General features: G+C 74.5%; 18 protein-coding genes. 12 read left to right on the top strand and 6 right to left on the bottom strand.

What is annotated here, in order from left to right; all coding sequences use genetic code 11:
* Positions 1 to 163: 163 nt before the first annotated feature.
* Together T328_RS00220 and T328_RS00215 are read right to left on the bottom strand one after the other, a co-directional pair.
* Positions 164 to 1165, bottom strand: a complete 1002-nt coding sequence (locus T328_RS00220) for a TAXI family TRAP transporter solute-binding subunit (protein ID WP_496493714.1) — start codon at positions 1163 to 1165, stop codon at positions 164 to 166.
* A gap of 162 nt (positions 1166 to 1327) precedes the next feature.
* Positions 1328 to 2509 (bottom strand): trypsin-like serine peptidase, encoded by a 1182-nt coding sequence (locus T328_RS00215; RefSeq protein WP_496493713.1) that lies wholly within the window; start codon positions 2507 to 2509, stop codon positions 1328 to 1330.
* 363 nt (positions 2510 to 2872) lie between these two features.
* On the opposite strand from T328_RS00215, the gene T328_RS00210 reads away from it, so the two are divergent.
* From T328_RS00210 to T328_RS00170, 9 genes are all read left to right on the top strand, one after another.
* Positions 2873 to 4831, top strand: coding sequence for an IucA/IucC family protein (locus T328_RS00210; RefSeq protein ID WP_496493712.1), 1959 nt, complete (start codon positions 2873 to 2875; stop codon positions 4829 to 4831).
* A 40-nt stretch (positions 4832 to 4871) separates the two neighbouring features.
* Positions 4872 to 5597: a GNAT family N-acetyltransferase gene (locus T328_RS00205; RefSeq protein WP_496493711.1), complete on the top strand. Its 726-nt coding sequence runs from the start codon at positions 4872 to 4874 to the stop codon at positions 5595 to 5597.
* A 21-nt stretch (positions 5598 to 5618) separates the two neighbouring features.
* Positions 5619 to 7457, top strand: a complete 1839-nt coding sequence (locus T328_RS00200; protein WP_496493710.1) for an IucA/IucC family protein — start codon at positions 5619 to 5621, stop codon at positions 7455 to 7457.
* Between the two features lie 40 nt (positions 7458 to 7497).
* Entirely contained in the window at positions 7498 to 9615 is a 2118-nt protein-coding gene (locus T328_RS00195; RefSeq protein WP_496493709.1) for an ATP-dependent DNA helicase, read from the top strand.
* A 97-nt stretch (positions 9616 to 9712) separates the two neighbouring features.
* Positions 9713 to 12028: a RelA/SpoT family protein gene (locus T328_RS00190; RefSeq protein WP_496493708.1), complete on the top strand. Its 2316-nt coding sequence runs from the start codon at positions 9713 to 9715 to the stop codon at positions 12026 to 12028.
* Positions 12029 to 12085: 57 nt separating this feature from the next.
* Positions 12086 to 13597 (top strand): M1 family metallopeptidase, encoded by a 1512-nt coding sequence (locus T328_RS00185; RefSeq protein ID WP_496493707.1) that lies wholly within the window; start codon positions 12086 to 12088, stop codon positions 13595 to 13597.
* A gap of 182 nt (positions 13598 to 13779) precedes the next feature.
* Positions 13780 to 15276: a GTPase HflX gene (gene hflX, locus T328_RS00180; RefSeq protein WP_496493706.1), complete on the top strand. Its 1497-nt coding sequence runs from the start codon at positions 13780 to 13782 to the stop codon at positions 15274 to 15276.
* A 92-nt stretch (positions 15277 to 15368) separates the two neighbouring features.
* Positions 15369 to 16898 carry a tRNA (N6-isopentenyl adenosine(37)-C2)-methylthiotransferase MiaB gene (miaB, locus tag T328_RS00175; protein ID WP_496493705.1) on the top strand — a complete coding sequence of 510 codons (1530 nt, stop codon included), beginning with the start codon at positions 15369 to 15371 and terminating at the stop codon, positions 16896 to 16898.
* 342 nt (positions 16899 to 17240) lie between these two features.
* Entirely contained in the window at positions 17241 to 17981 is a 741-nt protein-coding gene (locus tag T328_RS00170; protein WP_496493704.1) for a class III extradiol dioxygenase subunit B-like domain-containing protein, read from the top strand.
* 88 nt (positions 17982 to 18069) lie between these two features.
* Here T328_RS00170 and T328_RS00165 read toward each other — a convergent pair whose 3' ends face one another.
* Positions 18070 to 18351: a hypothetical protein gene (locus T328_RS00165; protein ID WP_496493703.1), complete on the bottom strand. Its 282-nt coding sequence runs from the start codon at positions 18349 to 18351 to the stop codon at positions 18070 to 18072.
* Between the two features lie 180 nt (positions 18352 to 18531).
* Here T328_RS00165 and miaA point away from each other — a divergent pair, with 180 nt between their 5' ends.
* The 3 genes from miaA (at position 18532) to dapF (ending at position 20988) form a co-directional block, all read left to right on the top strand.
* Positions 18532 to 19470, top strand: coding sequence for a tRNA (adenosine(37)-N6)-dimethylallyltransferase MiaA (gene miaA, locus T328_RS00160; RefSeq protein ID WP_496493702.1), 939 nt, complete (start codon positions 18532 to 18534; stop codon positions 19468 to 19470).
* Between the two features lie 113 nt (positions 19471 to 19583).
* Entirely contained in the window at positions 19584 to 20042 is a 459-nt protein-coding gene (locus T328_RS00155) for a hypothetical protein (RefSeq protein ID WP_496494279.1), read from the top strand.
* Positions 20043 to 20121: 79 nt separating this feature from the next.
* Positions 20122 to 20988, top strand: a complete 867-nt coding sequence (dapF, locus tag T328_RS00150; protein WP_496493701.1) for a diaminopimelate epimerase — start codon at positions 20122 to 20124, stop codon at positions 20986 to 20988.
* A 26-nt stretch (positions 20989 to 21014) separates the two neighbouring features.
* Here the strand turns inward: dapF and T328_RS00145 are convergent, their stop codons facing one another.
* The 3 genes from T328_RS00145 to T328_RS00135 all read right to left on the bottom strand — a co-directional run bounded on the left by T328_RS00145 (position 21015) and on the right by T328_RS00135 (position 24385).
* Entirely contained in the window at positions 21015 to 22601 is a 1587-nt protein-coding gene (locus T328_RS00145) for an FAD-dependent monooxygenase (protein ID WP_496493700.1), read from the bottom strand.
* A 129-nt stretch (positions 22602 to 22730) separates the two neighbouring features.
* Entirely contained in the window at positions 22731 to 23717 is a 987-nt protein-coding gene (locus T328_RS00140) for an amino acid ABC transporter permease (protein ID WP_496493699.1), read from the bottom strand.
* Positions 23714 to 24385, bottom strand: coding sequence for an amino acid ABC transporter permease (locus T328_RS00135; RefSeq protein WP_496493698.1), 672 nt, complete (start codon positions 24383 to 24385; stop codon positions 23714 to 23716). Before T328_RS00135 ends, T328_RS00140 begins: the two co-directional genes overlap by 4 nt.
* Positions 24386 to 24438 lie beyond the last annotated feature (53 nt).

Raw genomic sequence — 24438 nt, 5'->3', positions numbered from 1 at the left:
TATCGCCTGCCACTGACAACGCGCCCCGCGTCTGCCCGGCCTGTGGAAAACCCGGCCGGAACAACCATGGGAATCGATGTTCGATTTTGGTGTCAACCCGCATCGCCCGACACACGCGCCCCGCAGCTCCCGCCGTTCGCACCTGTTCACACCGCGCCGGGTCCTACGGTTTCTCCTGCCGGTAGTAGCGCGCCGCCCCCTCGTGCAGCTCCAGCGGGTCGGTGAACACCGCCGTGCGCAGGTCGACCCGCTGCGCCGCGTGCACCACGCGGCCGATCCGGTCCCGGTCCCTTATCACCGTGCTCGTCACGCTCTCCGTCAGCCGCGGGTCCTCCCGCTCGGTGGTGACCAGCAGGTTCGCCACCGCGAGCGTCGGCACCGCGGTATCCCGCTGCACCGTGGGGTAGGCGTCGGGCGGCATCACCGCGGCCCGGTAGTAGCGGGCCAGCTCGCCCTGGGCGTGCAGCGTCCCGAGCAGGTCGCCGAGCGGTACGAGCTGGATCTCCGCCCGCCCCGCCAGGCGCTCGACGGCTTCGGTGGGCAGCCCGCCCGACCAGAAGAAGGCGTCGATCTCCCGTTCACGCAGCAGCTCCGGCATCGAGTTCAGGCCCGCGCGCACCGCCGTGACGTCGTCGTCGAAGTCGAGACCGGCCGCCGACAGCAGCCGCCGGGTGATCAGTTGGACGCCGGAGCCGTCCTCCCCCACGCCGACCTTGAGGTTGCGCAGGTCGGCGGTGCGCCGGACGGGCGAGTCGCGCAGGACGACGAGCTGCACGTAGTCGTCGTAGAGCCGGGCCACCGCGCGCAGCCGCTGCCAGCCGGGCAGCCGGTCGCGGCGGTACGTGGCCACGGAGTCGGCAGTGGCGACGGCGAAGTCGGCCTGCCCCGTCGTGACCTGCCGCAGGTTGTCGATGGACCCCTGGCTGGGGTGCAGCCGGACGTCGAGGCCCGGCTCGTCCCGGGCAAGCCCCTCGCGCAGCAGCCGGCCGTACTCCGCGTAGACGCCGGAGCGCACCCCCGTGGCGAAGACCACCTTGCCGTCCGGACGTCCGTCACCGCCCAGCGGCAGCAACCACCACAGGAGCAGCCCGAGGACGGCCGCCGTGGCCACGGCGGCCTGCAGCGCCCGGCGCCGGCCGGGGCGGCGCGGGAAGGAGAGGACCACGCGGCGATCCTGCCAAACCGGGGCGCGGAACGGCCAGCGCGCCGGGCTCCCGGTGGGAGCCCGGCGCGCCGTCGGGCCTCTGTGCGCCGGACGCCGCCGCGTCCGGCCGTACGAACCGGCCGCACGGAAAGGGCGTACGGACCGGGCGTACGGAAAGGGACGCTAGCCGCCGCTCACCTGGTCGAAGACCCCCTTGGCCTCCTTGTCGAGGCGCGGCCCCGCCAGCCAGGTGGCCTGCAGCGGGCCGATGGACGTGACGGACACCAGTTGCTCCTCGCCGTCGTTCGAGGCGGTCCAGCCGCCGCCGGAGGCGCCGGCGGTCATGGTGCAGCCGATGCGGTACATGGTGGGCTGCGCCGCCTGGATCGACAGCCGGCCCGGCGCGTCGGTGCAGGAGTACATGCGCGCGCCGTCGTACGGCGCGGCCTGCGGGTAGCCGGTGGCGGTCACGTCACCGACGTCCTTCACGGCCGGCGCGTCGAACCACACGGGCAGCGCGGCGCCGACCGTCTCCTCCAGCGACTCGCTACCGCCGTCCTTCGGCTGCACCTTCATCACGGCGAAGTCGTACGGGGCACCCACGCCGCCCTCCGTCTTGCCCTCGGAGATCCACTCGTCGGTCGTACGGGCCTCTTCGGCCCAGAACGTGCCCTTGGGCGCGATCTCCGCCTCCGTCGCCTGCTCGGCCTCCAGCTCGGCCACGGTCTTGCCCTCGGGGTTGAAGGAGGGCACGAAGATGATGTTGCGCCACCAGCCGCCGTCGGCGCCCTTGTGCACGCAGTGGCCCGCGGTGGCCACCAGGTTGGACTTGCCCGGGTTGGCGGGGTCGGCGACCACGGTGCCGGAGCAGACCATGGGGCCCTCGGGCGTGTCGAAGAAGATCTTGCCCGCGGCCGGGTTCGAGTCCGTGTAGGGCGTGGCCGCCTCCTCGGCGTCCACGGGCTGCGGCTCCGGGTCGGTGACGCCCTGGTCCTCCGACACGTCGTTCTCGTCGATCTGTGTCGGCGGCTGCTCCGCGTCCCACATCCGGTCCGGGTCCCACAGGTCCTCGATGATCGGGTTGATGAACTCGCGCGCGTCGCGCAGCCATTCCTCCTCGGCCCAGTCCTCCCAGCCCCCGTCCCGCCATTTGTCCAGGTCGATGTCCTTCAGGGCGTCCGGGATCCCCTCCGGGAGCGTCAACTCCTTCTCGGGGGCCTGCGACTGCTGTTCCTGCTGCTTGTCGTCGGCGCCGCTGTCGCCCCCGCCGTCCTCGCAGGCCCCTGCGGTCATCGCCAGCGTCACGGCGAGTGCCGCCGCGGCCAGCGCCTTCCTCGGTATACGACGTTTCCCGTTGGCGGGCATGGATCGACTCCCCCAGATTCTCGACGCAGGTGTCCCGGCGGGACACGAGCCCCCACTATGCCGGTGCCGTTGTGGACGGCCGTACCGGGCCCCGCGGTTCCCGCACGGCCAAGGATCTTGCCGGCGGCCGTGTTCCGGCGGCGGGTGCGTCGTTGGTAGTGCGGGGGATGCAGACCCGTATCCGGTGCGAGGGGGTGGGGCTGTGCCCACGGTTCGCGAAGCGGGCGGGTACGCGCGCGTGTGCCGACCGCGCGGCGCGGCCCGCGTGCCCCGACGCACCGGTCCGTCCGCCCCCGCCCCCGGCCCCTCCGCGCGGCCCTGGGGCGCTCGCCCCGTACGCGACCCCTCACGAGGTGCACGTCTGTGAACGCGAAGCCCGCCAGCGACGAACTCCCGGCCGGCAGCGGCCGGCCCCCGGTGCACCGGCGGCTGGCCCGGCTCATCGAGCCCGCCGTGCCCCGCCAGTACCGGCGGAGCGCCGGGCGCGGCGGCGGGCGGCCCGAGCCGGACCCCCTGGAGCACCCGGACGCGCGGGTCGCCGCCGACGCTGCCGCCGCCGAGAACCTGCTGCGCTGCTGGGTGCGGGAACAGGGCGTGGCGGCGCCGGAGAGCGGCACGCTGCGGCTGCTGCTGCCCGCCAGCGGGGCGTGCCTGCGCGTTCCCGTGCGGTACTGGTCGGCGGCCGGCTGGCACCGCTTCGGACGGCCCGTGCTGCACGGCGCCCCCAAGGACGCGCCGCCGGTGGACGCCGTGACGCTGGCGGCGCTGCTGAGCCGGGAGGCCGCGTACGCCGCCGCGCGGGCCGCCGACACCGACGGGACCCGTACCCGCCCCGCCCCCGACCCGTCCGACGGGGGCGCCGACCTCGTCGGCCGCGTCGCCGACTCCGTGCGGCGGACCGCGGTGTTCCTCAGCGCCCGCCGCGCGAACACGCCACCCGCGACCGCCGACCCGTTCCTGACCGGCGAGCAGTCCCTGCTCCTCGGCCACCCGCTGCACCCCACCCCCAAGAGCCGCGAGGGGCTGTCGGAGGCCGAGGCCCGGCGCTACTCGCCGGAGCTGCGTGGCAGCTTCCCGCTGCACTGGCTGGCCGTCCACGACAGCGTCCTCGCCGGCGACTCGGCGTGGACCGAGCGCGGCAAGGGCGTGCCCGCACGCGAGTTGGCCGCCCGGCTGGCGGGCCCCGGGCTGCAGGTGCCGCCGGGCTGCACGCCGCTGCCCGTGCACCCGTGGCAGGCCCGCGAGGTGCGCGAACGCCCCGACGCCGGCGCGCTGTTCGACGCCGGCCTGCTGCGCGATCTCGGCCCGCACGGCGACCCCTGGCACCCGACGGCGTCCGTACGGACCCTGTACCGCCGCGGCGCGCCCGCGATGCTGAAGCTGTCCCTGGGCGTACGAATCACCAACTCCCGCCGCGAGAACCTCCGTAAGGAGTTGCACCGCGGCACGGAGGTTCACCGGCTGCTGCGCTCCGGCCTCGGCAAAGAGTGGCAGGCGTCCTTCCCCGGCGGCCTCCCCGGCGCGCTGGGCTTCGATGTCGTACGCGATCCGGCGTGGCTGGCCGTCGACACCCCGGCCGGCGAGCCCGTCGCGGGTCTGGACGCGGTCGTACGGCACCAGCCGTTCGCGGCGCACGACGACGCGGTGTGCGTCGCGGCGCTGACGTCCCCGGTGCCGCGGTCGCCGAAGGGCGCGATGCGCTCGCGGCTGCAGGAGGTCGTCGAGCGGCTCGCCGACCTCACCGGGCAGGGGACGTGCGCGGTGGCCGCCGAGTGGTTCCTGCGCTATCTGGAGGTGGTGGTACGGCCCGTCATGTGGCTGGACTCCGAGGCCGGCGTGGCGCTTGAGGCGCACCAGCAGAACACCGTGCTGCTGCTCGACGCCGACGGCTGGCCGGCCGGCGGCCGTTACCGGGACAACCAGGGGTACTACTTCCGCGAGTCCCACCGCGCCGACCTGGAGCGCCGGCTGCCGGGGCTCGGCGCCGCCAGCGACACGTTCGTCCCGGACGACGTGACCGACGAGCGCTTCGCGTACTACCTGGGCGTCAACAACGTCCTCGGCCTCGTCGGCGCCTTCGGCGCCGCGGGGCTGGTCGACGAACGCGTGCTCCTCGCCGCCTTCCGCCGCTTCCTGGAGCAGTCCGCCGCGGGCGGCGGCCCGGGCCGGGGCCGCTGCGCGCTGGCCGACCGGCTGCTCGGCGGCGGAACGCTGCGCTGCAAGGCGAACCTGCTGACCCGGGTGCACGGCCTGGACGAGCTGGTCGGCCCGGTGGACACGCAGTCCGTGTACGTCACCGTCCCCAACCCGCTGGCCCGCTGACCGCCCCCGAGCCCCCTTCCGTACGACGAGAAGAGGCCCCGTGCCACCCGATCCCCCGACCTCCACCAGGCCCCCGGAGCCGCTCCCCGACGACACCATCGACTTCGGCGTCGGCCTCGTCCCGCTTCTTGAAGAAGCAGCCGCCCGGCCCTCCGCTCCGTACGACGTCGCCGGCTGGCCGCCCGCGGACACACCGGCCGGCCCGTTCCGCCTCGAACCCGTCGACCCCGCCGGCCCGGGGCGCGACATAGCGCTGCTGCACCGATGGATGAACGACCCTTCCGTGGCCGCCTTCTGGAAGCTCGCCGGCCCCGCGGAGGTCACCGCCCGGCATGTGCGCGCACAGGTCGACGCGGGGCACAGCGTGCCCTGCTTCGGCGTACTCGGCGGGGTGCGGATGAGCTATTGGGAGCTGTACCGCGCCGACCGCGACCCGCTTGCCCGGTACTACCCCGCGCGTCCGTACGACACGGGCGTCCATCTGCTCGTCGGCGGCGGCGCCGACCGGGGCCGCGGCCTGGGCAGCCTGTTGATCCGCGCGATCAGCGACCTCGTGTTCGACAACGACGCGGCGTGCGCGCGCGTGCTCGCGGAGCCGGACGTGCACAACGTGCCGTCGGTCGCCGCCTTTCTGAACGCCGGTTTCCGCTTCCGGGCGGAGCTGGCTCTGCCCGACAAGCGGGCGGCGCTGATGGTCCGCGAGCGCTCGCTGCGTGACAGGGGCGCGGCGCCCGCGCCGCCGCCCCGGCCGCCCGACCAGCCTTAGTACGGAGAGGAGCCAACGCCTTTGTCCGACGCCGCGAACACCATCCGCAGGGCCGACTGGGATCTGGCCGCCCGCCGGCTGCTGGCGAAGATGCTGGGCGAGTTCGCCTACGAGGGCATAGTCGCCCCGGAGCCCGAACCGGAACCCGAACCGGATCCCGGCCCCGACACCGGCCGCCCCGGGCCCCGTCCCGGACCAGCGCCCGGCGACACCGCCCCGCGCCCCTACCGCCTGTCCGTCGCCGACAACGTCACGTACCGCTTCACCGCCCGCCGCGGCCCGTACGGCCACTGGCGCGTCGACCCCGACTCCCTCTCCCCCGACGGCGACCCGCTGGGCTTCCTCGCCCGCGCCCACGACGGGCTCCTGCGGCTGGCCGGCGACACCACCGGCCACCTCATCCGCGAGCTGACCGCCACCCTCGCCGCCGACGTCCGCCTCGCCCGCGGCGCCGTGTCCGCCGCCCGCCTCGCCGACCTCGGCTACGCGGAGCTGGAGGGCCACCAGACCGGCCACCCGTGGCTCGTGGCGAACAAGGGCCGCATCGGCTTCTCCGCGGCCGACGCCGCCGCGTACGCCCCGGAGGCCCGCGTCCCGCGGCGGCTGCCGTGGCTGGCGGTGCACCGCTCCCTCGCCGAGTACCGCGGTGTGCCCGCCCTCGCCCACGCCGAGCAGCTGTACGCGGAGGAGCTGAGCGCCGACACGCGCGCGGTGTTCGCCGACGCGGTCACCGGGGCGGGCCGGGACCCGGGTGAGTACCTGTGGCTGCCCGTGCACCCGTGGCAGTGGGACGAGACGGTCGCCACGCTCTACGCGCCGCAGGTCGGCGCCGGGCTGGTGATCCCGCTGCCGGCCGACGGCGGCCCGTCCGACAGGTGGCTGCCGCAGCAGTCGGTCCGTACGTTCCTCAACCTCAGCCGCCCGCGGGCGCGTTCCGTCAAACTACCGCTGTCCGTGCTCAACACCCTGGTCTGGCGCGGCCTGCCCACGGAGCGCACCCTCGCGGCCCCCGCCGTCACGCGCTGGGTGCACGGGCTCCGTGACGCCGACCCGTTCCTCGCCGAACAGACGCGTGTCGTCCTGCTCGGCGAGACGGCGAGCGTGACGGTGCGCCATCCGCTCTACGACGCGCTCCCGACCGTCCCGTACCAGTACCGCGAGCTGCTCGGCTGCATCTGGCGGGAGCCGATCGGACCGCTGCTGGACGCCGGGGAACGGGCCAGGACGCTGGCGGCGCTGCTGTGGACGGACACCGGGGGGCGTTCGCTCACGGCGGAGCTGGTACGCCGTTCGGGGCTGGCGCCGGCGGCGTGGCTGGCGCGGCTCTTCGCCGCCCTGCTGCCGCCGCTGCTGCACTTCCTGTACCGCTACGGCACCGTCTTCTCGCCGCACGGCGAGAACGCCGTCGTGGTCTTCGACAGCGAGGACGTGCCGGTGCGGCTGGCGGTGAAGGACTTCGTCGACGACGTCAACGTCAGCTCCAAGCCGCTGCCCGAGCACGCCGGGATGCCCGACGAGGTGCGCCGCACGCTGCTGACCGAGTCGCCGGATTTCCTGCCGCAGTTCATCCACTCCGGGCTGTTCGTCGGCGTCTTCCGCTATCTGGCGCCGCTGTGCGCGGACGAGCTGGGCGTGCCGGAGGCGGAGTTCTTCGGCCTCGTACGGGCGGAGATCCTGCGGTATCAGCGGCGGTTCCCGGAGCTGGCGGAGCGCTTCGCGCTCTTCGACCTGCTGGCGCCGCGTATCGACCGGCTGTGCCTGAACCGCAACCGCCTCTACCTCGACGGCTACCGCGACCGCCCCCGCCGCCCGCACGCCGCCGTCGACGGCACCGTACCCAACCCCCTTCACTCGACGTGACGGCCGTCACTGTCAGTGCCGCCCCTTAGGGTTGCGAGCCATGGCAGACCAGAACGCCCTCGCGCCCGCCGACGGCGCCGACTCCCCCGACCACGCCGATCAGGCCGACCAGGCCGGCCAGGCCGACCACGCAGACCAAGCAGGCCCCGCCGGCCACGACGGCCCCGCCGACCGCAGCGAGCTGCGCGAGCTGCTCCATGCCGCCGTCGCCGCCGTCGGCGGTGTGGAGCGGGAGGGCCAGGTGCGGATGGCCGAGGCGGTCGCGGAGGCGATCGCGGACGGCTCGCACCTGCTGGCGCAGGCCGGGACGGGGACGGGCAAGTCGCTGGGCTATCTGGTGCCCGCGCTCGCGCACGGCGAGCGGGTCGTGATCGCCACCGCGACGCTGGCGCTGCAGCGGCAGCTCGTCGAGCGCGATCTGCCGCGCACGGTGGACGCGCTGCACCCGCGGCTGCGCCGCCGCCCCGAGTTCGCGACGCTGAAGGGCCGGTCGAACTACCTGTGTCTGCATCGGGTGCACGAGGGCGTGCCGCAGGACGACCCTGACCAGGGCGCCGGGCTCTTCGACCCGTTCGAGAGCGCGTCGTCGCAGCCGTCGAGCAGGCTCGGCCAGGATCTGCTGCGGCTGCGCGACTGGGCGGACGAGACGGAGAGCGGCGACCGGGACTCGCTGACGCCGGGCGTCTCGGACCGCGCCTGGTCGCAGGTGTCGGTGTCCGCGCGCGAGTGCCTGGGCGCCGCCCGCTGTGCGTACGGGCCGGAGTGCTTCGCGGAGGCGGCACGGGAGCGGGCGAAGCTGGCGGAGGTGGTGGTGACGAACCACGCGCTGCTCGCCATCGACGCCCTGGAGGACGCCCCGGTGCTGCCGTCGCACGAGGTGCTGATCGTCGACGAGGCGCACGAGCTGGTCTCCCGGGTCACCGGCGTGGCCACCGGCGAGCTGACGCCGGGTCGGGTCAACCGCGCGGTGCGGCTGTCGGCGAAGCTCGTCAACGAGCAGGCGGCGGACGCCCTGCAGACGGCGGCCGAGAGCTTCGAGCGGCTGATGGAGCTGGCGCTGCCGGGCCGGCTGGAGCCGGTCCCGGAGGACCTGGGGTACGCGCTGCTGGCGCTGCGGGACGCCGCGCGTACGGTCATCTCCGCGCTGGGCACCACGCGGGACGCCTCCGTGCAGGACGAGGACGCGGTGCGCCGCCTCGCGCTGGCCTCCGTGGAGAACGTGCAGGAGGTCGCCGAGCGGATCACGCAGGGCTCGGAGTTCGACGTGGTGTGGTTCGAGCGGCACGACCGGTTCGGGGCGTCGCTGCGAGTGGCGCCGCTGTCGGTGTCGGGGCTGGTGCGCGAGAAGGTCTTCAGCGACCGGTCGGTGACGCTCACGTCGGCGACGCTCAAGCTGGGCGGCGACTTCGCGGGGATCGGCGCCTCGCTGGGGCTGCCCAAGGAGGGCGGCGGCGAGGAGGGCGCCCCGGTCTGGAAGGGCCTCGACGTCGGCTCCCCCTTCGAGTACCGCAAGCAGGGCATCCTGTACGTCGCCAAGCACCTGGAGCGGCCCGGCCGGGACGGCACGCGTAAGGACATGCTCGACGAGCTGGCGGAGCTGGTGGAGGCGGCCGGCGGGCGCACGCTGGGGCTGTTCTCCTCGAAGCGCGCGGCCGAGGCGGCGGCCACGGAGCTGCGCGGCCGGCTCGACCTCCCGGTGCTGCTGCAGGGCGAGGAGACGCTCGGCGAGTTGATCAAGCGCTTCGCGGCGGACGAGGAGACGTGTCTGTTCGGCAGCCTGTCGCTGTGGCAGGGCGTCGATGTGCCGGGCGCCGGCTGCCAGTTGGTGGTGATGGACCGCATCCCCTTCCCGCGCCCCGACGACCCGCTGGCCACCGCCCGGCAGGAGGCGGTGGAGAAGGCCGGCGGCAACGGCTTCATGGCGGTCGCGGCGACGCACGCCGCGCTGCTCATGGCGCAGGGCGCGGGCCGGCTCGTACGTTCCACGGGCGACCGCGGCGTCGTCGCCGTGCTCGACCCGCGGCTGGCCACGGCCCGTTACGGCAGCTATCTCCGCGCCTCCATGCCGGACTTCTGGTACACGACCGACCGCAATCAGGTGCGGCGTTCGCTGGCCTCGATCGACGCGGCGGCACGGTCCGATCGCTCGAATGGGTGATCTGGCCCACGCCGGGCGAGAGCCGTACAGCACCGCGTGATCGGCTCGGTAGCATCAAGTACCGGCACGGGCGCCGGTGAGCTGCCGGAGGTGCCGATTGAGCGCAGAGGTCCACAGTCCGGGCAATCCGGCGGGCGGCGCCCGCCGACGCGGCAGGGCCCGCCTCGATCTCCGCCGGCTCGGCCGGGTGGCTCTGCTGGGCGGCGCGTCGTCGCGGGACGGTCTGCCACACGCCCTGGAGCATGTGGCCAAGGCGCACCGCGGCTTCCACCCCGACGCCGACATCGCCGCGCTGCGCACGGCGTACCTGCTCGCCGAGGACGCGCACCGCGGCCAGATGCGCAAGAGCGGCGACCCGTACATCACGCACCCGCTGGCCGTCACCCTGATCCTCGCCGAACTCGGTGCCGAGACCACGACGTTGACGGCCTCGCTGCTCCACGACACCGTCGAGGACACGGAGGTGACGCTCGACCAGGTGCGGTCGGGCTTCGGTGAGGAGGTCGCGTACCTCGTCGACGGCGTCACCAAGCTGGAGAAGGTCGACTACGGGGCCGCCGCCGAGCCCGAGACGTTCCGCAAGATGCTGGTGGCGACCGGCAGCGACGTACGGGTCATGTCGATCAAGCTCGCCGATCGGCTGCACAACATGCGCACGCTGGGCGTGATGCGCCGCGAGAAGCAGGTGCGCATCGCGAAGGTGACGCACGATGTGCTGATCCCCCTGGCCGAGCGGCTCGGCGTGCAGGCGATCAAGACCGAGCTGGAGGACCTGGTGTTCGCCGTCCTCCACCCCGAGGACTACGCGCGCAGCCGCGAGTTGCTGCTCGCCAACGCCGGCCGTCCCGACCCCCTGCAGGAGACCGCGGCCGAGCTGCGCGAGGTCCTGCACGCCGCGGGTATCACCGCCGAAGTCGCCATCCGCCCGCGGCACATCGTCTCGGTGCACCGCGCGCTGAAGAAGCGCGGGGAGCTGCGCGGTACGGACTTCGGCCGGCTGCTCGTGCTGGTCCCGGAGGCGGCCGACTGCTACGCGGTGCTGGGCGAGCTGCACACGTGCTTCAAGCCCGTGCCCGCGGAATTCAAGGACTTCATCGCGGTACCGAAGTTCAACCTGTACCAGTCGCTGCACACGGCCATCGCCGACCAGCGCGGGTACGTCGTCGAGACGCTGGTACGCAGCCGGCAGATGCACCGCGTCGCCGAGGCCGGGGTGGTGGCACTGGCGAGCCCGCTGGCGCGGCCCGCGGCCGGTCAGGTGGGCGACTGGCTGAAGCGGCTGCTGGAGTGGCAGCGGTCCACGCCCGACCCCGACGCGTTCTGGTCCGCCTTACGCGAAGACCTCGCCCCGGACCAGGAGATCACGGTCTTCTGCGACCCGGGCGGGCCGTTGGTGCTGCCCGCGGGAGCGAGTTGCGTGGACGCGGCGTACGCGCGGCACGGCGAGACGGCGCACGCGCTCGTGGGCGCGCGCGTCAACGGGCGGCTCGCCGGCCTCGGGACGCGGCTGACCGACGGCGACGCGCTGACGCTGCTGCTGGCGTCGGAGGCGTCGGGCCCGGCGCCGGAGTGGCTGGACCACGCGCAGACGCCGGCGGCGCGGATCGCCATCACACGCTGGCTGGCGGACCACCCGGCGGCACAGCCCGCCGACGCGCTGCCGGCCGAGCCCGCGCTCCCCGTCCCGCCGTCGCCCCCCGCTGCCGCCACGGCAACCGGGAGCGCAACCGACGGCACCGGGGAGAACGCAGCCCCCGCCGCGTCAGCCGCCGACGCCGGCGCCCTGCCCGACGACCTGCACGCCTCCCGACCCAACGGCACGCCCGCCGACCAGCCCGATGACCAGCGCGATGACATGCCCGACGTCCTGCCCGACGACCTGCACGCCTCCCGGCCGGACGACCTGCGCGCCGCCGAGCCCGCCGTCGCCGACCTGCCGGACGCCACGCTCCGCCTCGCAGGCTGCTGTACGCCCGTCCCCCCCGACGCCGTCACCGGCTTCGTCGTCCGCGGCGGCGCCGTCGCCGTGCACCGGGTGGGGTGCGCCGCCATCGCCCGGATGGCCACCGCCGGCCGCGCCGAGCTGCGCGTCCACTGGCGTACGGCCGAGGGTGCCCCGCCCGCCGACCTGCGGGTGACGCTCAGGGCCGAGGCGTTCGTACGGGCCCACCTGCTCGCCGACCTCACCGAGGCCATCGCCGCCGAGGGCGTCGCCGTCGTCGCCGCCGACGTCGAGCCGCCGCGCCAGCAGCGGGTACGGCACACGTACACGCTGCAGCTCCCCGACCCGGCGGAGCTGCCGGGCCTGATGCGCGCGATGCGCCGGGTGCCCGGGGTGTACGACGTCTCCCGCGCCCAGCACCCGCCGGGCGCGGCTCAGCGGGCGCCCAGCCTGCGCACCCGCACTCGTTAGAGTGCACCCCTGCCGCGTCGGCCCCGCGCGGCGCCCGCCCGCTGATAGCGGTAGCGCATGCTCCGCTCCGTCCGCCGGCGCCGCCCGCTGCGCCACGCCCTGCTCGCCGCCGTCGTCCTCGCCGCTCCCACCACCCTGGCCGCCGCCCCCGCCGCCCCGGGCGGCACCGGCGCACAGGACGCCGCCCCGCCGCCGCCCCGCCCCGCCGGCCTCGGCGACCCCCTCTTCCCGCACCTCGGCAACCCCGGCTACGACGTCCTCGACTACGACATCGCCCTCACCTACCCGGGCCGCAACGACGCCCCGCTGACCGCCCGCACCGCGATCACCGCCCGCGCCACCGAGCGGCTGCCCCGCATCAACCTCGACTTCACCCACGGCGCCGTCCGCGACGTCACCGTGGGCGGGCGCCCCGCCGCCCACGTCCGCGCCGGCGAAGACCTCGTCGTCACCCCCGCCCGCCCCCCGTCCCCCGGCGAGCCGCTGCGCATCGTCGTACGCCACACCAGCGACCCCCGCGGCACGGGCGGCGGCTGGATCCGTACCAGGGACGGACTGGCGATGGCCAACCAGGCCGACGCCGCCCACCGCGTCTTCCCCGGCAACGACCACCCCGCGGACAAGGCCCGCTTCACCTTCCGCGTCACCGCCCCGAAGGACCTCACGGTCGTCGCGGGCGGCCTGCGCCTCGCCCGCGAGCGCGCCGGCGCCCGGACCACGTGGACATACCGCACCGCGCACCCCATGGCCACCGAGCTGGCCCAGGTGTCCGTCGGCCGCTCCGCCGTGCTGCGCGACACCGGCCCGCACGGGCTGCCGCTGCGCCACGTCGTCCCCGAGCGCGACCGGCGCACCGCCCGCCCCGTCGTCGGCCGCACGCCCGCGCAGATCGCCTGGATGGAGCGGCGCGTGGGCCGCTACCCGCTGGAGACGTACGGCGTGCTGTCCGTGGACGCGCCCATGGGCTTCGCGCTGGAGACGCAGACCCTGTCGGTCTTCGGCCGCGACTTCCTGCGGGCCGTGGCCCAGCACCCGAAGCGCGCCGAGGGCGTGCTGGTGCACGAGCTGGCGCATCAGTGGTTCGGGAACAGCGTGACGCCGCGCCGGTGGTCGGACCTGTGGCTCAACGAGGGCCATGCCACCTGGTACGAGGCGCTGTTCACCGACGAGCGGCACGACCGCGGCAGCCTGGTGCGCCGGATGCGCGCCGCGTACGAGCACTCCGACGGCTGGCGCGCCGACGGCGGCCCGCCGGCCGCCCCGCGGAAGCCCGCGGCGGGCGGGCGGCTGGAGCTGTTCCGGCCGGTGGTCTACGACGGCAGCGCGCTCGTGCTGTACGCGCTGCGCCAGGAGATCGGTACCGCGGCGTTCGCGGAGCTGGAACGTGCCTGGGTGACCCGCCACCGGGACGGCACCGCCGGCACGGCGGACTTCGTCGCCCTCGCCTCCGAGGTCGCCGACCGCGACCTGGAGGACTTCCTGCACGCCTGGCTGTACGGCGAGCGCACCCCGCCGATGCCGGGCCACCCCGACTGGAAGCCGGCGAAGCCGGCGAAACCGGCGCGGTGAGCCGGCGCGCGGCCCGGGCGTGCCGGGGCTTACGGGCCGTAAAGCGGGTGACGCGCGTACGGCGGCGTGCGACCATCGTGGATGCCGCGACGCCCGCCGTGCGGGGAATCCTCCCGGTCTGCGGGGCGTTGTCGAAGAGGCAGACACGATCTCCAGACACCGATCTCACAGACAAGGATCCGATGACTTCTCCTACCCACCTTCCCCAGGACGACCAGCGTCTCCCGGAAGGCCTGCGTGCCGACGCCCTCATGGAAGCCGAAGCCGCGTGGAGTCCCGGATCCGACGCAGATCGCGACGGCGATCAGTTCGACCGCGAGGACCGCGCGGCGCTGCGCCGCGTCGCCGGTCTGTCGACCGAGCTGGAGGACGTCACCGAGGTCGAGTACCGGCAGCTCCGGCTGGAGCGGGTCGTGCTCGTCGGCGTGTGGACCTCCGGCACGGCCCGGGACGCCGAGAACTCGCTCGCGGAGCTGGCCGCGCTCGCCGAGACGGCCGGCGCGGTCGTGCTCGACGGCGTGGTGCAGCGCCGCGAGAAGCCCGACCCCGCGACGTACATCGGCTCCGGCAAGGCCCTGGAGCTGCGCGACATCGTGGTCGAGTCCGCGGCCGACACGGTCGTCTGCGACGGTGAGCTGAGCCCCGGCCAGCTGATCCACCTCGAAGACGTCGTCAAGGTCAAGGTCGTGGACCGCACGGCGCTCATCCTCGACATCTTCGCCCAGCACGCCAAGTCCCGCGAGGGCAAGGCGCAGGTCGCGCTCGCGCAGATGCAGTACATGCTGCCGCGGCTGCGCGGCTGGGGTCAGTCGCTGTCCCGGCAGATGGGCGGCGGCGGCTCGGGCTCCGCGGGCGGCGGCATGGCCACCCGCGGCCCCGGCGAGACGAAGATCGAGACGGACCGTCGGCGCATCCGCGAGAAGATGGCGAAGCTCCGCCGCGAGATCGCGGACATGAAGACCGGCCGGGACGTCAAGCGGCAGGAGCGCAAGCGCCACAAGGTGCCGTCGGTCGCCATCGCGGGCTATACGAACGCGGGCAAGTCCTCGCTGCTCAACCGGCTGACGGGCGCGGGCGTGCTGGTGGAGAACGCGCTGTTCGCCACCCTCGACCCGACCGTGCGCCGCGCCGAGACGCCCAGCGGCCGGCTGTACACGCTGACGGACACCGTCGGCTTCGTACGGCACCTGCCGCACCACCTCGTCGAGGCGTTCCGCTCCACGATGGAGGAGGTCGGCGACGCCGACCTGATCGTGCACGTGGTCGACGGCTCCCACCCGGCGCCCGAGGAGCAGCTCGTCAGCGTGCGCGAGGTGATCCGCGACGTGGACGCGACGTCCGTACCCGAGATCGTCGTGATCAACAAGGCGGACATCGCCGAGCCGGACGTGCTGCGCCGGCTGCTGCGCATGGAGCCGCGGGCGATCGCGGTCTCGGCCGCGACCGGCGACGGCGTGGCGGAGCTGAAGGCGCTCATCGACGTCGAGCTGCCGCGCCCGCAGGTCGAGATCGAGGCCGAGGTGCCGTACACGAAGGGCGCGCTCGTCTCCCGGGTGCACACCGAGGGCGAGGTGCTCTCGGAGGAGCACACCGCCACGGGCACGCTGCTGAAGGCCCTGGTGCACGAGGAGCTGGCCGCCGAGCTGAGGCGGTACGCCCCCGCCGTACGGGCCGACTGAGGCCGCCGCCGAGGTCGTAGACTGACCGGACGGGCCGCCGCCGCCATGGCGGCCCGTCCGGAACCCCCGTCGCCGTTTGGATGATCGCTGGCATGCCCGAGGAAGTCGCACAGCCGCGCACGTACGAGGTCAGGACGTTCGGTTGCCAGATGAACGTCCACGACAGCGAACGGATGTCCGGGCTGCTTGAACAGGCGGGCTACGTCCGCGCGGAGCCGGGCTCCGACACCACCGACACCGCCGACACCACCCCGGATGTCGTCGTCTTCAACACCTGTGCGGTACGGGAGAACGCCGACAACCGGCTGTACGGCAACCTCGGCCAGCTCGCGCCGAAGAAGGCCGCGAAGCCCGGCATGCAGATCGCGGTCGGCGGCTGCCTGGCGCAGAAGGACCGCGACACGATCGTGCGCCGCGCCCCGTACGTCGACGTCGTCTTCGGCACGCACAACGTCGGCAAGCTGCCGGTGCTGCTGGAGCGCGCGCGGGTGGCGCGGGAGGCGCAGGTCGAGATCGCCGAGTCGCTGGAGGCGTTCCCCTCCACGCTGCCGACGCGGCGGGAGAGCCCGTACGCCGCGTGGGTCTCCGTCTCCGTCGGCTGCAACAACACCTGTACGTTCTGCATCGTCCCCGCGCTGCGCGGCAAGGAGAAGGACCGCCGCAGCGGCGACATCCTCGCCGAGGTCGAGGCGCTGGTCGCGGAGGGCGTCAGCGAGATCACGCTGCTGGGGCAGAACGTCAACGCGTACGGGTCCGACATCGGCGACCGGCAGGCGTTCGGCAAGCTGCTGCGGGCCTGCGGGCGGATCGAGGGGCTGGAGCGGGTGCGCTTCACCTCGCCGCACCCGCGGGACTTCACGGACGACGTGATCGAGGCGATGGCCGGGACGCCGAACGTGATGCCGCAGCTGCACATGCCGCTGCAGTCCGGCTCGGACACGGTGCTGCGCGCGATGCGGCGCTCGTACCGGCAGGAGCGGTACCTGGGGATCATCGAGAAGGTACGGGCCGCGATCCCGGACGCCGCGATCACCACCGACATCATCGTGGGCTTCCCCGGCGAGACCGACGCGGACTTCGAGGAGACACTGCACGTGGTGCGCGAGGCGCGCTTCGCGCAGGCGTTCACCTTCCAGTACTCCAAGCGGCCGGGGACGCCGGCGGCCGAGATGGCCGGGCAGGTGCCGAAGGCGGTCGTGCAGGAGCGGTACGAGCGGCTGGTGGCCCTCCAGGAGGACGTCTCCTGGGCGGAGAACAAGAAGCAGGTCGGCCGGGTCCTGGAGGTCATGGTCGCGGAGGGCGAGGGCCGCAAGGACGGCGCCACGCGGCGGCTGTCCGGCCGGGCGCCCGACAACCGGCTGGTGCACTTCGCACGGCCGGAGGAGCCGGTGCGACCGGGCGACATGGCGACGGTCGAGATCACCTACGCGGCGCCCCACCACCTGCTGGCCCAGTCCCCGCCGCGGGCGGTGCGGCGTACCCGCTCCGGTGACGCCTGGGCGGCGCGCCAGGAGGGCGGGCCGGCCGCGGGCGCGGCGGGCGGCAAGGGCGTGCTGCTGGGGCTGCCGAAGGTGGGCGTCCCGGATCCGCTGCCGGCGGCGGAGGGCTGCGCGGCGCACTGAGCGGCTCCGCCGGGGTGCGGCCGGCGCGCTGACCGTACTCCACGGGCTCCGTACGCCGGGGCCCGGTCGCCGTATGCCTGTCCGAGGTGCGGCGTACGACACGCGCGGCGTGTACGCGCCGCAATCCTGCCGTGCACCGGCACGTTCGCCGGCGGCCGGAGGGTGCGCGGCGCCTGGTGGGTGCGATCGCGGGCGGTGGGTCGACCGCGCAGGGGGCCTCGTCGGTCGATCCCGACTATGCGGCTGCGCATTCCGCCCACGCGCGCCTGAGCGCCGTGGGGAGCGCGCGCCGGGGGCCGCGCCGCGGGCGGGAGACCGACGACAGGGCCTAAGCTGCGGCTCATGCTCGTCGCCGCCGCCTGCTGCCCCTGTCCGCCCCTGCTGGTACCGGCGGTGGCCTCGGGCGCCGCCGGCGAGCTGGAGGGCCTCAGAGCGGCGTGTATGGACGCCGTGGGGGTGCTGGCGGCGGCGCGGCCGGACGTGCTGGTCGTGATCGGTCCCGCGGAGAAGGCCGGACGTGGTCCGCATCCGCGGGGGGCCCGGGGATCGTTCCGGGGATTCGGCGTGGACCTGGCGGTACGGCTCGGGCCGGCGGACGGCGCGGCGGCGGAGCCGGAGCCAGAGCCGGAGCCTGGCGAGCGGGAGCTGCCGCCGTCGCTGGCGGTGGGCGCCTGGCTGCTGGACCGGGCGGAGTGGAACGGCGCGCCCGTGGAGGGGCTGGGCGTCGGTGAGCCGCTGCCGGGCGAGCGGTGCGCGGAGGTGGGCCGGGAGATCGCCGCGGGGGCGCGGCGAGTGGCGCTGCTGGTCATGGGCGACGGCAGCGCCCGCCGCACCCGAAAGGCCCCCGGCTACCACGACGAGCGCGCCGCCGGCTTCGACGCGGAGGCGGCCCGCGCACTCGGCGCGGCGGACACGGCGGCGCTGGCGGCCCTGGACGCGGAGCTGGCCTTCGACCTCCAGGCCACGGGCCGCGCCTGCTGGCAGGTCGCCGCGGGCGCGGCCGAGAAGACCGGCCTGCGCGGAGCACTTCTGTACAACGAAGCCCCGTACGGCGTGGGTTACTTCGTCGCCACCTGGTCCTGACCCGCGGAAAGCCACGGCCCGGAGGCCACGGGCCCCGGCCGGTGCCGGTGCCGGTGCCGCGCGCCTCCCGGGTGGCCTGCCTGCCGGTCTACTTACGGGCCTCGTCGCCCGCGTCGCTGTCCGCGGCACCCTCGGCCGACTGCTGCTTCGGGATCCCCGCGGCACCCGCGGCACCCGCGGCCTCCGCGGCCTCCGCGCCCGGCGGCTCCTCGCCGGTCGCCGGCTGTGCCGGGGCCGCCGCGGCCTCCCCGGCACCGGCCGCACCAGCCGCACCGGCGGTCTCCGCTTCGGCGGCCGGAGCCGGCTCGTTTGCGGCCTGCCCCTCCCCGCTCGTCCCGCCACGACGAAGAAGCCTGGCAAAAACGCCCATTTCTACTCCATAACTGACTTGAGGGGGCGAAATTCCGCGCCGTCCGGAGCGTCTCATTGCGCCACCCCGGGCGCCCGGTTCATCAACCGGCGTTCGGAACCTCGGAACGGCAAACGACGCCGACGGCGCCGCGTTACGCCGCTCGTTCGAGGGCATCCCGTTGTTTGCGAGACTTGCCGCGTGACAGACACCACACCCAGGGCCCAGGTCGTCGCGGTCGTCGGCGCCACGGCCGCCGGCAAGTCCGAGCTGGGCATCGCGCTCGCCCGGCGGCTCGGCGGCGAAGTCGTCAACGCCGACTCGATGCAGCTCTACCGTGGGATGAACATCGGCACGGCAAAGCTGACGCCCGCCGAGCGGCAGGGCGTGCCGCACCACCTGCTCGACGTGTGGGACGTCACGGAGACCGCCAGCGTCGCCGAGTACCAGCGCCTGGCCCGCACCGAGATCGACCGGCTCGGCGCGCTCGGCCGCACCGCCGTGCTCGTCGGCGGCTCCGGGCTGTACGTACGCGGGGCCGTCGACGCGATGGACTTCCCCGGCACCGACCCCGCCGTCCGCGCCCGGCTGGAGGCGGAGCTGACGGCCGGCGGGCCCGGCCCGCTGCACGCCCGGCTCGCCGCCGCCGACCCCGCCGCGGCGCGGGCGATCCTGCCGGGAAACGGCCGCCGGATCGTACGCGCGCTGGAGGTGATCGAGCTGACCGGCCGCCCCTTCACGGCGAATCTCCCGGCGCACGAGTCGGTTTACGACACGCTCCAGATCGGCATCGCCGTGCCGCGCCCCGAACTGGCCGGCCGGATCGAGCGGCGCGTGCACCGGATGTGGCAGGCCGGCCTGGTGGCGGAGGTGCGGCGGCTGGAAGCGGAAGGGTTGCGCGAGGGCCGTACGGCCTCCAGGGCCCTGGGGTACCAGCAGGTGCTGTCGTTCCTGGCCGGCGAGTGCACGGAAGCGGAGGCCCGCGACGAAACCGTCAGGGCCACCCGGAGGTTCGCGCGGCGGCAGGAGACGTGGTTCCGGCGCGACCCGCGCGTGCACTGGATCAGCGGCGCGGAAGCCGATCGTGACCGGCTTCCGGACACCGCATGGGACCTACTCGAACGGTCGGTCACAGGCTGATCACGTCATGGCATCGGGACGCCCCGGTGGCACTGCGGGTGTTCCCGGGCGTGCCATCATCAAGACGAGCTGTGAAGCCTGAAAGTCGCCGGAGGTTGGGAGGGCGCGTGGCTATGGAGGCCGGCCCTCGTGACAGTCGACGGGAGCCGCAGGACGACCGGATCGCCGGGCCCGTGGCAGAGCCCGCGGACGACCTCGCGGGAGACCTCACCGAGGCGCCGGAGCCTGTCGGCCAGGAGTCGTTCCGCGAACTGCGTCCGCCGCGGCTGCTGCGTTTCTGGCAGCTCGCCCCCATCGTCGCGCTGGCCGCGCTCGGCTCGTTGATGTTCGCGTTCCCGCTGGCCTTCGAGTTCGGCGGCGGCGGTCCTGTCGTGGCGATGCTCGGGCTGCTGATCAGCTGCTGCGCGGCCGGGTGGGCGATGATGGCCGCGCGCCGCGTGGGGCTGGCGCTGCCGGGGCTGCCGCGGCGCGGCTCGGGGCGGCGGGCGGACTGGCGGATCGTCCTGCTGTACGCGGCCACGGTGGCGGCGGCCGTCGCCCTCGCCGTGTGGCGGGTTGCCCGGCTGCGCTGAGCGGCGCGCCCGCGGGGCCGGAGCCCGGCCCGCTCATGGACGTGGGGGCGCTGTCGGCGCGGACGGTTACGATCGCAGGGTGAGCACCGAGCAGCTGCACTTCCTCAAGGGACACGGCACCGAGAACGACTTCGTGATCGTCCCGGACCCCGCCGGTCTCATCGACCTGTCCGCCGCAGCCGTGGCCCGCCTCTGCGACCGCCGGGCGGGCATCGGCGCCGACGGCCTGCTGCGGGTCGTACGGTCCGACGCGCACCCGGAGGGGCGGCGGCTGGCCGCCGGGGCGGAGTGGTTCATGGACTACCGCAACGCGGACGGCAGCCTCGCCGAGATGTGCGGGAACGGGGTGCGGGTCTTCGCCCGCTATCTGCAGCACGCCGGGCTCGTGGAGACCGGCGACCTCACGGTGGGCACGCGCGCGGGGATACGCCGGGTGCACCTGGCGAAGGACGGCGACGTGACGGTCGGCATGGGCCGGGCGGCGCTCGCGGAAGGCCCTGACGCCGAGGTCACGGTCACGGTGGACGGGCGGAGCTGGCCCGCGCGCAACGTCGGAATGGGCAATCCGCACGCGGTGGCGTTCGTCGCCGACCTCGCCGACGCGGGGCGGCTGTACGAGGCACCGGGGGTCGCGCCGGCGTCGGCGTATCCCGCGGGGGTGAACGTGGAGTTCGTCGTGGACCGCGGCCCGCGGCACGTGGCGATGCGGGTCCACGAGCGCGGCTCCGGCGAGACCCGCTCGTGCGGTACGGGCGCGTGCGCGGTGGCCGTCGCCGCCGCCCGCCGCGACGGCGTGGACCCGGCGGCGACGGGCCGCCCGGAGACGTACACGGTCGACGTGCCGGGCGGCCGGCTCGTGGTGACCGAACACCCCGACGGCGAGGTGGAGATGACGGGCCCGGCGGCCATCGTCGCCGAAGGCGACACGTTCCCGGGCTGGCTGTAGGCCTTCACCGCTCGCCCGCCAGCGCGCTACTCCGCCGCGTCGTCCGCCCACCCCAGCATCCGGTTCGCGCACAGCCGCAGCGACTCCTCACGGACCCCCGCCACCGCCGCCATCAGATGGCCGTCCGGGCGGATGTACAGCACCGTGTGCGCCGCCGCACCCGGGTAGCCCTCCGCGACCAGCAGCCGGGCGCGTACCGGGAGTTCGCCCACCAGCCGGACCAGCTTCGGCATCAGGCCGGCCTGCAGCCACCGGCCGCGGTCCCAGACGCGGGTGCCCGGGGCGACCAGCACCATCAGCGGGTCGCCCCCCAGCCGCTCGGAGAGCCGGCCCGTCCAACCGTCCGGCGCGATCACTTGGACGTCGGCGACCCGGGCGCCGGGCGCCGTGCCCACCTCCACCGCCCCGTCCAGGCCGGCCGGCGCCGTGTCGTACACGGGCGGACCGCCTACCCGGCCGCGGCCCAGGTGGCCGTCCGTGAGCAGCTCCGCCGCCGACCTGCCGCGCACCGCCGCCCGCAGGCCGCCCGCGCGGCGCAGCAGCGGGCGGACCTGGTCGGCGGCGCGCAGCCGGGCGCTGATCGCGCCGCGGCGCTCGGTGACGTAGGTGTCGACGAGGTCGTCGCCGGAGTCGTCGCGGCCGGCCTGGTGCCAGACGCGGCCGAGCTTCCAGGCGAGGTTCTCGGCGTCGGCGAGGCCCTCGTCGAGCTGCTGGGTGCCGAGGGAGCCGACGAGGTGGGCGGCGTCGCCGGCGAGCAGCGCCCGGCCGCGGCGCCAGCGGCGGGCGAGCCGGTGGTGGACGGTGTGCACGCCGGTGTCGAGGAGTTCGTACGAAGGGTGGCGGGTGCCCGTCCACGCGCGCAGAGTGGACTCCAGCCGGGCGACGAGGGCCTCGGGGGTGACGACCCCGCCGCCGGGCGGCAGCAGCCAGTCCAGCCGCCACCGGTCGTCGCCGAGCGGCCGGGCGACGCACTCGGCGCCGGGCCCGCTGCGCGGGGTGCCGCGGTACAGGACGCCCTCGCCCGGCCACGGCAGGTCCGCCCGTACGGCGGCGACGGCGTGCCGCTCGACGGCGGTGCGGCCGGCGTACGGCACCTCCAGCAGCTTGCGCACGGTCGATCTGGCGCCGTCGCAGCCGACGAGCCAGCTGCCGCGCCACCAGGTCCCGGCCCGGGTGCGGACGTGGACGCCGTACGGCTCCTGCCGCAGCTCCGTCAGCCGGCTGCCGCGGAAGACCTCGACGTGCTTGGAGTTGTCGGCGAGCGCCGCCAGCGTCGTGGTGAGGGCGTACTGCGAGAGGTGGAGCGGAGCCGGCTCGCCCTCGGCGCCGAACTCCACCCGCACCTGCGTCCGGCCGCCGCGCAGCACGCGCCAGCCGGTGAAGCGGGCGCCGCGCTCCCGGGCGTCGGCGGCGCCGAGGCGGTCGAGGAACGCGGTGGTGTGCGGGCGCAGCACCGCGGTACGGGCCGGGCGCGGGCCGGCGGGCCTGCCGTCCTCCTCGGCGTCGCCGGCGGGCCGGTCGTCGAGGAGGACGGTGGGGACCGCGTGCCGTGCCAGAGCCAACGACAGGGCGAGCCCGACCGGGCCCGCCCCGACGATGATCACCGGGTCCACGGTGATGCGCCTCCGGCGCCATGGTGCCTACGTACTAAGGGGGTTGGAGCCCGGTGCGCGATCACACGAGGTATGCAACCCACTGCCGGACACCGCAGTCAAGCTGAGGGCCGACGGCCGGCCTTCGGGCTACGTCCCGCCGCCGCCTCCCCCGCCACCGCCGCCGCCGTCTCCCCCGCCACCGCCGCCGCCCGCGAGGCCGGCACCGCCGGCCGCGCCGCCCGCGGCGCCCAGCGCACCGGCCGCGGCACCGGTGCTCAGGTCGTCGACCGCCGCGACCCCGACCACCGCGCCGGTGGTCCGCTTGCCGCGTCGGACGATGCGCTCCAGCCAGCTCGCGAGGGACGTCAGGATGAAGTTCACGACGACGTAGATCACCGCGACGACGATGAAGCTGGCGAACACGTTGGAGTAGTTGGACGCCAGCGTGCGCCGCTCGACGAGCAGTTCACTGAAGCCGATCATCGCGCCGCCGAGCGCGGTGTCCTTCACGATGACGACGAGCTGGCTGACGATCGCCGGCAGCATCGCGGTGACGGCCTGCGGCAGCAGCACGGAGCCCATCATCTGGCCCTTACGCAGGCCGATGGCCTTGGAGGCCTCGGTCTGCCCCCGGGGCAGGGAGAGGATGCCGGCGCGGACGATCTCGGCGAGCACGGAGGCGTTGTAGAGCACGAGCCCGGTGACGACGGCGTACAGCGGGCGCTGCTCGCTGTCGATGTCGGTGTACTCGGAGTAGAACTGGTTCGCGAACAGCATCAGGATCAGCACCGGGATGGCCCTGAAGAACTCCACGACCGCGCCCGCCGGCACCCGTACCCACGCGTGGTCCGACAGCCGCGCGATGCCGAAGAGCGCGCCCAGCGGCAGCGCGATGAGCAGCGAGAGACCGGCCGCCTTGAGGGTCTCACCGAGGCCCGGCAGCAGGTACGTGGTCCACGCCTGGGAGTCCGTGAAGAACGGCTTCCACAGCGCCCATTCGAGCTGGTTCTTCTCGTTCAGCTGGTCGATGACCCACCACGCGCCGAGCGCCAGCACGGCGAGGAAGACCACGGTGTAGACGATGTTGCGCCGCTTGGCCCGCGGGCCGGGCGCGTCGTAGAGAACCGAGCTCATCGCTTGACCGCCACCTTCTTGCCGACCCAGCCGAGGAGGAGCCCGGTCGGCAGGGTCAGCACGACGAAGCCGAGCGCGAAGATCGCCGAGATGAGCAGGAGCTGCGCCTCGGTCTCGATCATCTCCTTCATGAGCAGGGCCGCCTCGGCGACCCCGATCGCCGCGGCCACCGTGGTGTTCTTGGTGAGGGCGATGAGGACGTTGGTGAGCGGGCCGACGACCGAGCGGAACGCCTGGGGCAGCACTATGAGGGTGAGGACCTGGCTGAAGCTCAGCCCGATGGCGCGGGCGGCCTCGGCCTGACCGACGGGCACGGTGTTGATGCCCGAGCGCAGCGCCTCGCAGACGAACGCGGCCGTGTACGCGGACAGGCCGAGCACCGCCAGCCGGAAGAACTTGGAGTCGAAGTCGATGCCCGCGCCCAGGGTGACCCCGAAGACGTCGGAGAGCCCGAGGGCGCAGAACACGATGATGACCGTCAGGGGGACGTTGCGGATCACGTTCACGTAGACCGCGCCGAAACCCCGCATGAGCGGGACGGGGCTGACCCGCATGCCCGCCAGAATCGTCCCCCAGACGAGGGAGAACAGGCCGGACAGCAGGGTGAGTTTCACCGTGACCCAGAACGCGTCCAGGATCTGTGTGTCGTAATCGGAGATGATGTCCAACGTCAGTCCAGCGCTCTCGCCTTAAGTGGAGGCGGTGGTGTGCCACCCGTGCC

The organism is Streptomyces sp. CNX435 (assembly GCF_059570575.1).
The sequence above is the reverse complement of the archived record's forward strand: the minus strand, read 5'-3'. Positions and strand labels throughout refer to the sequence as shown.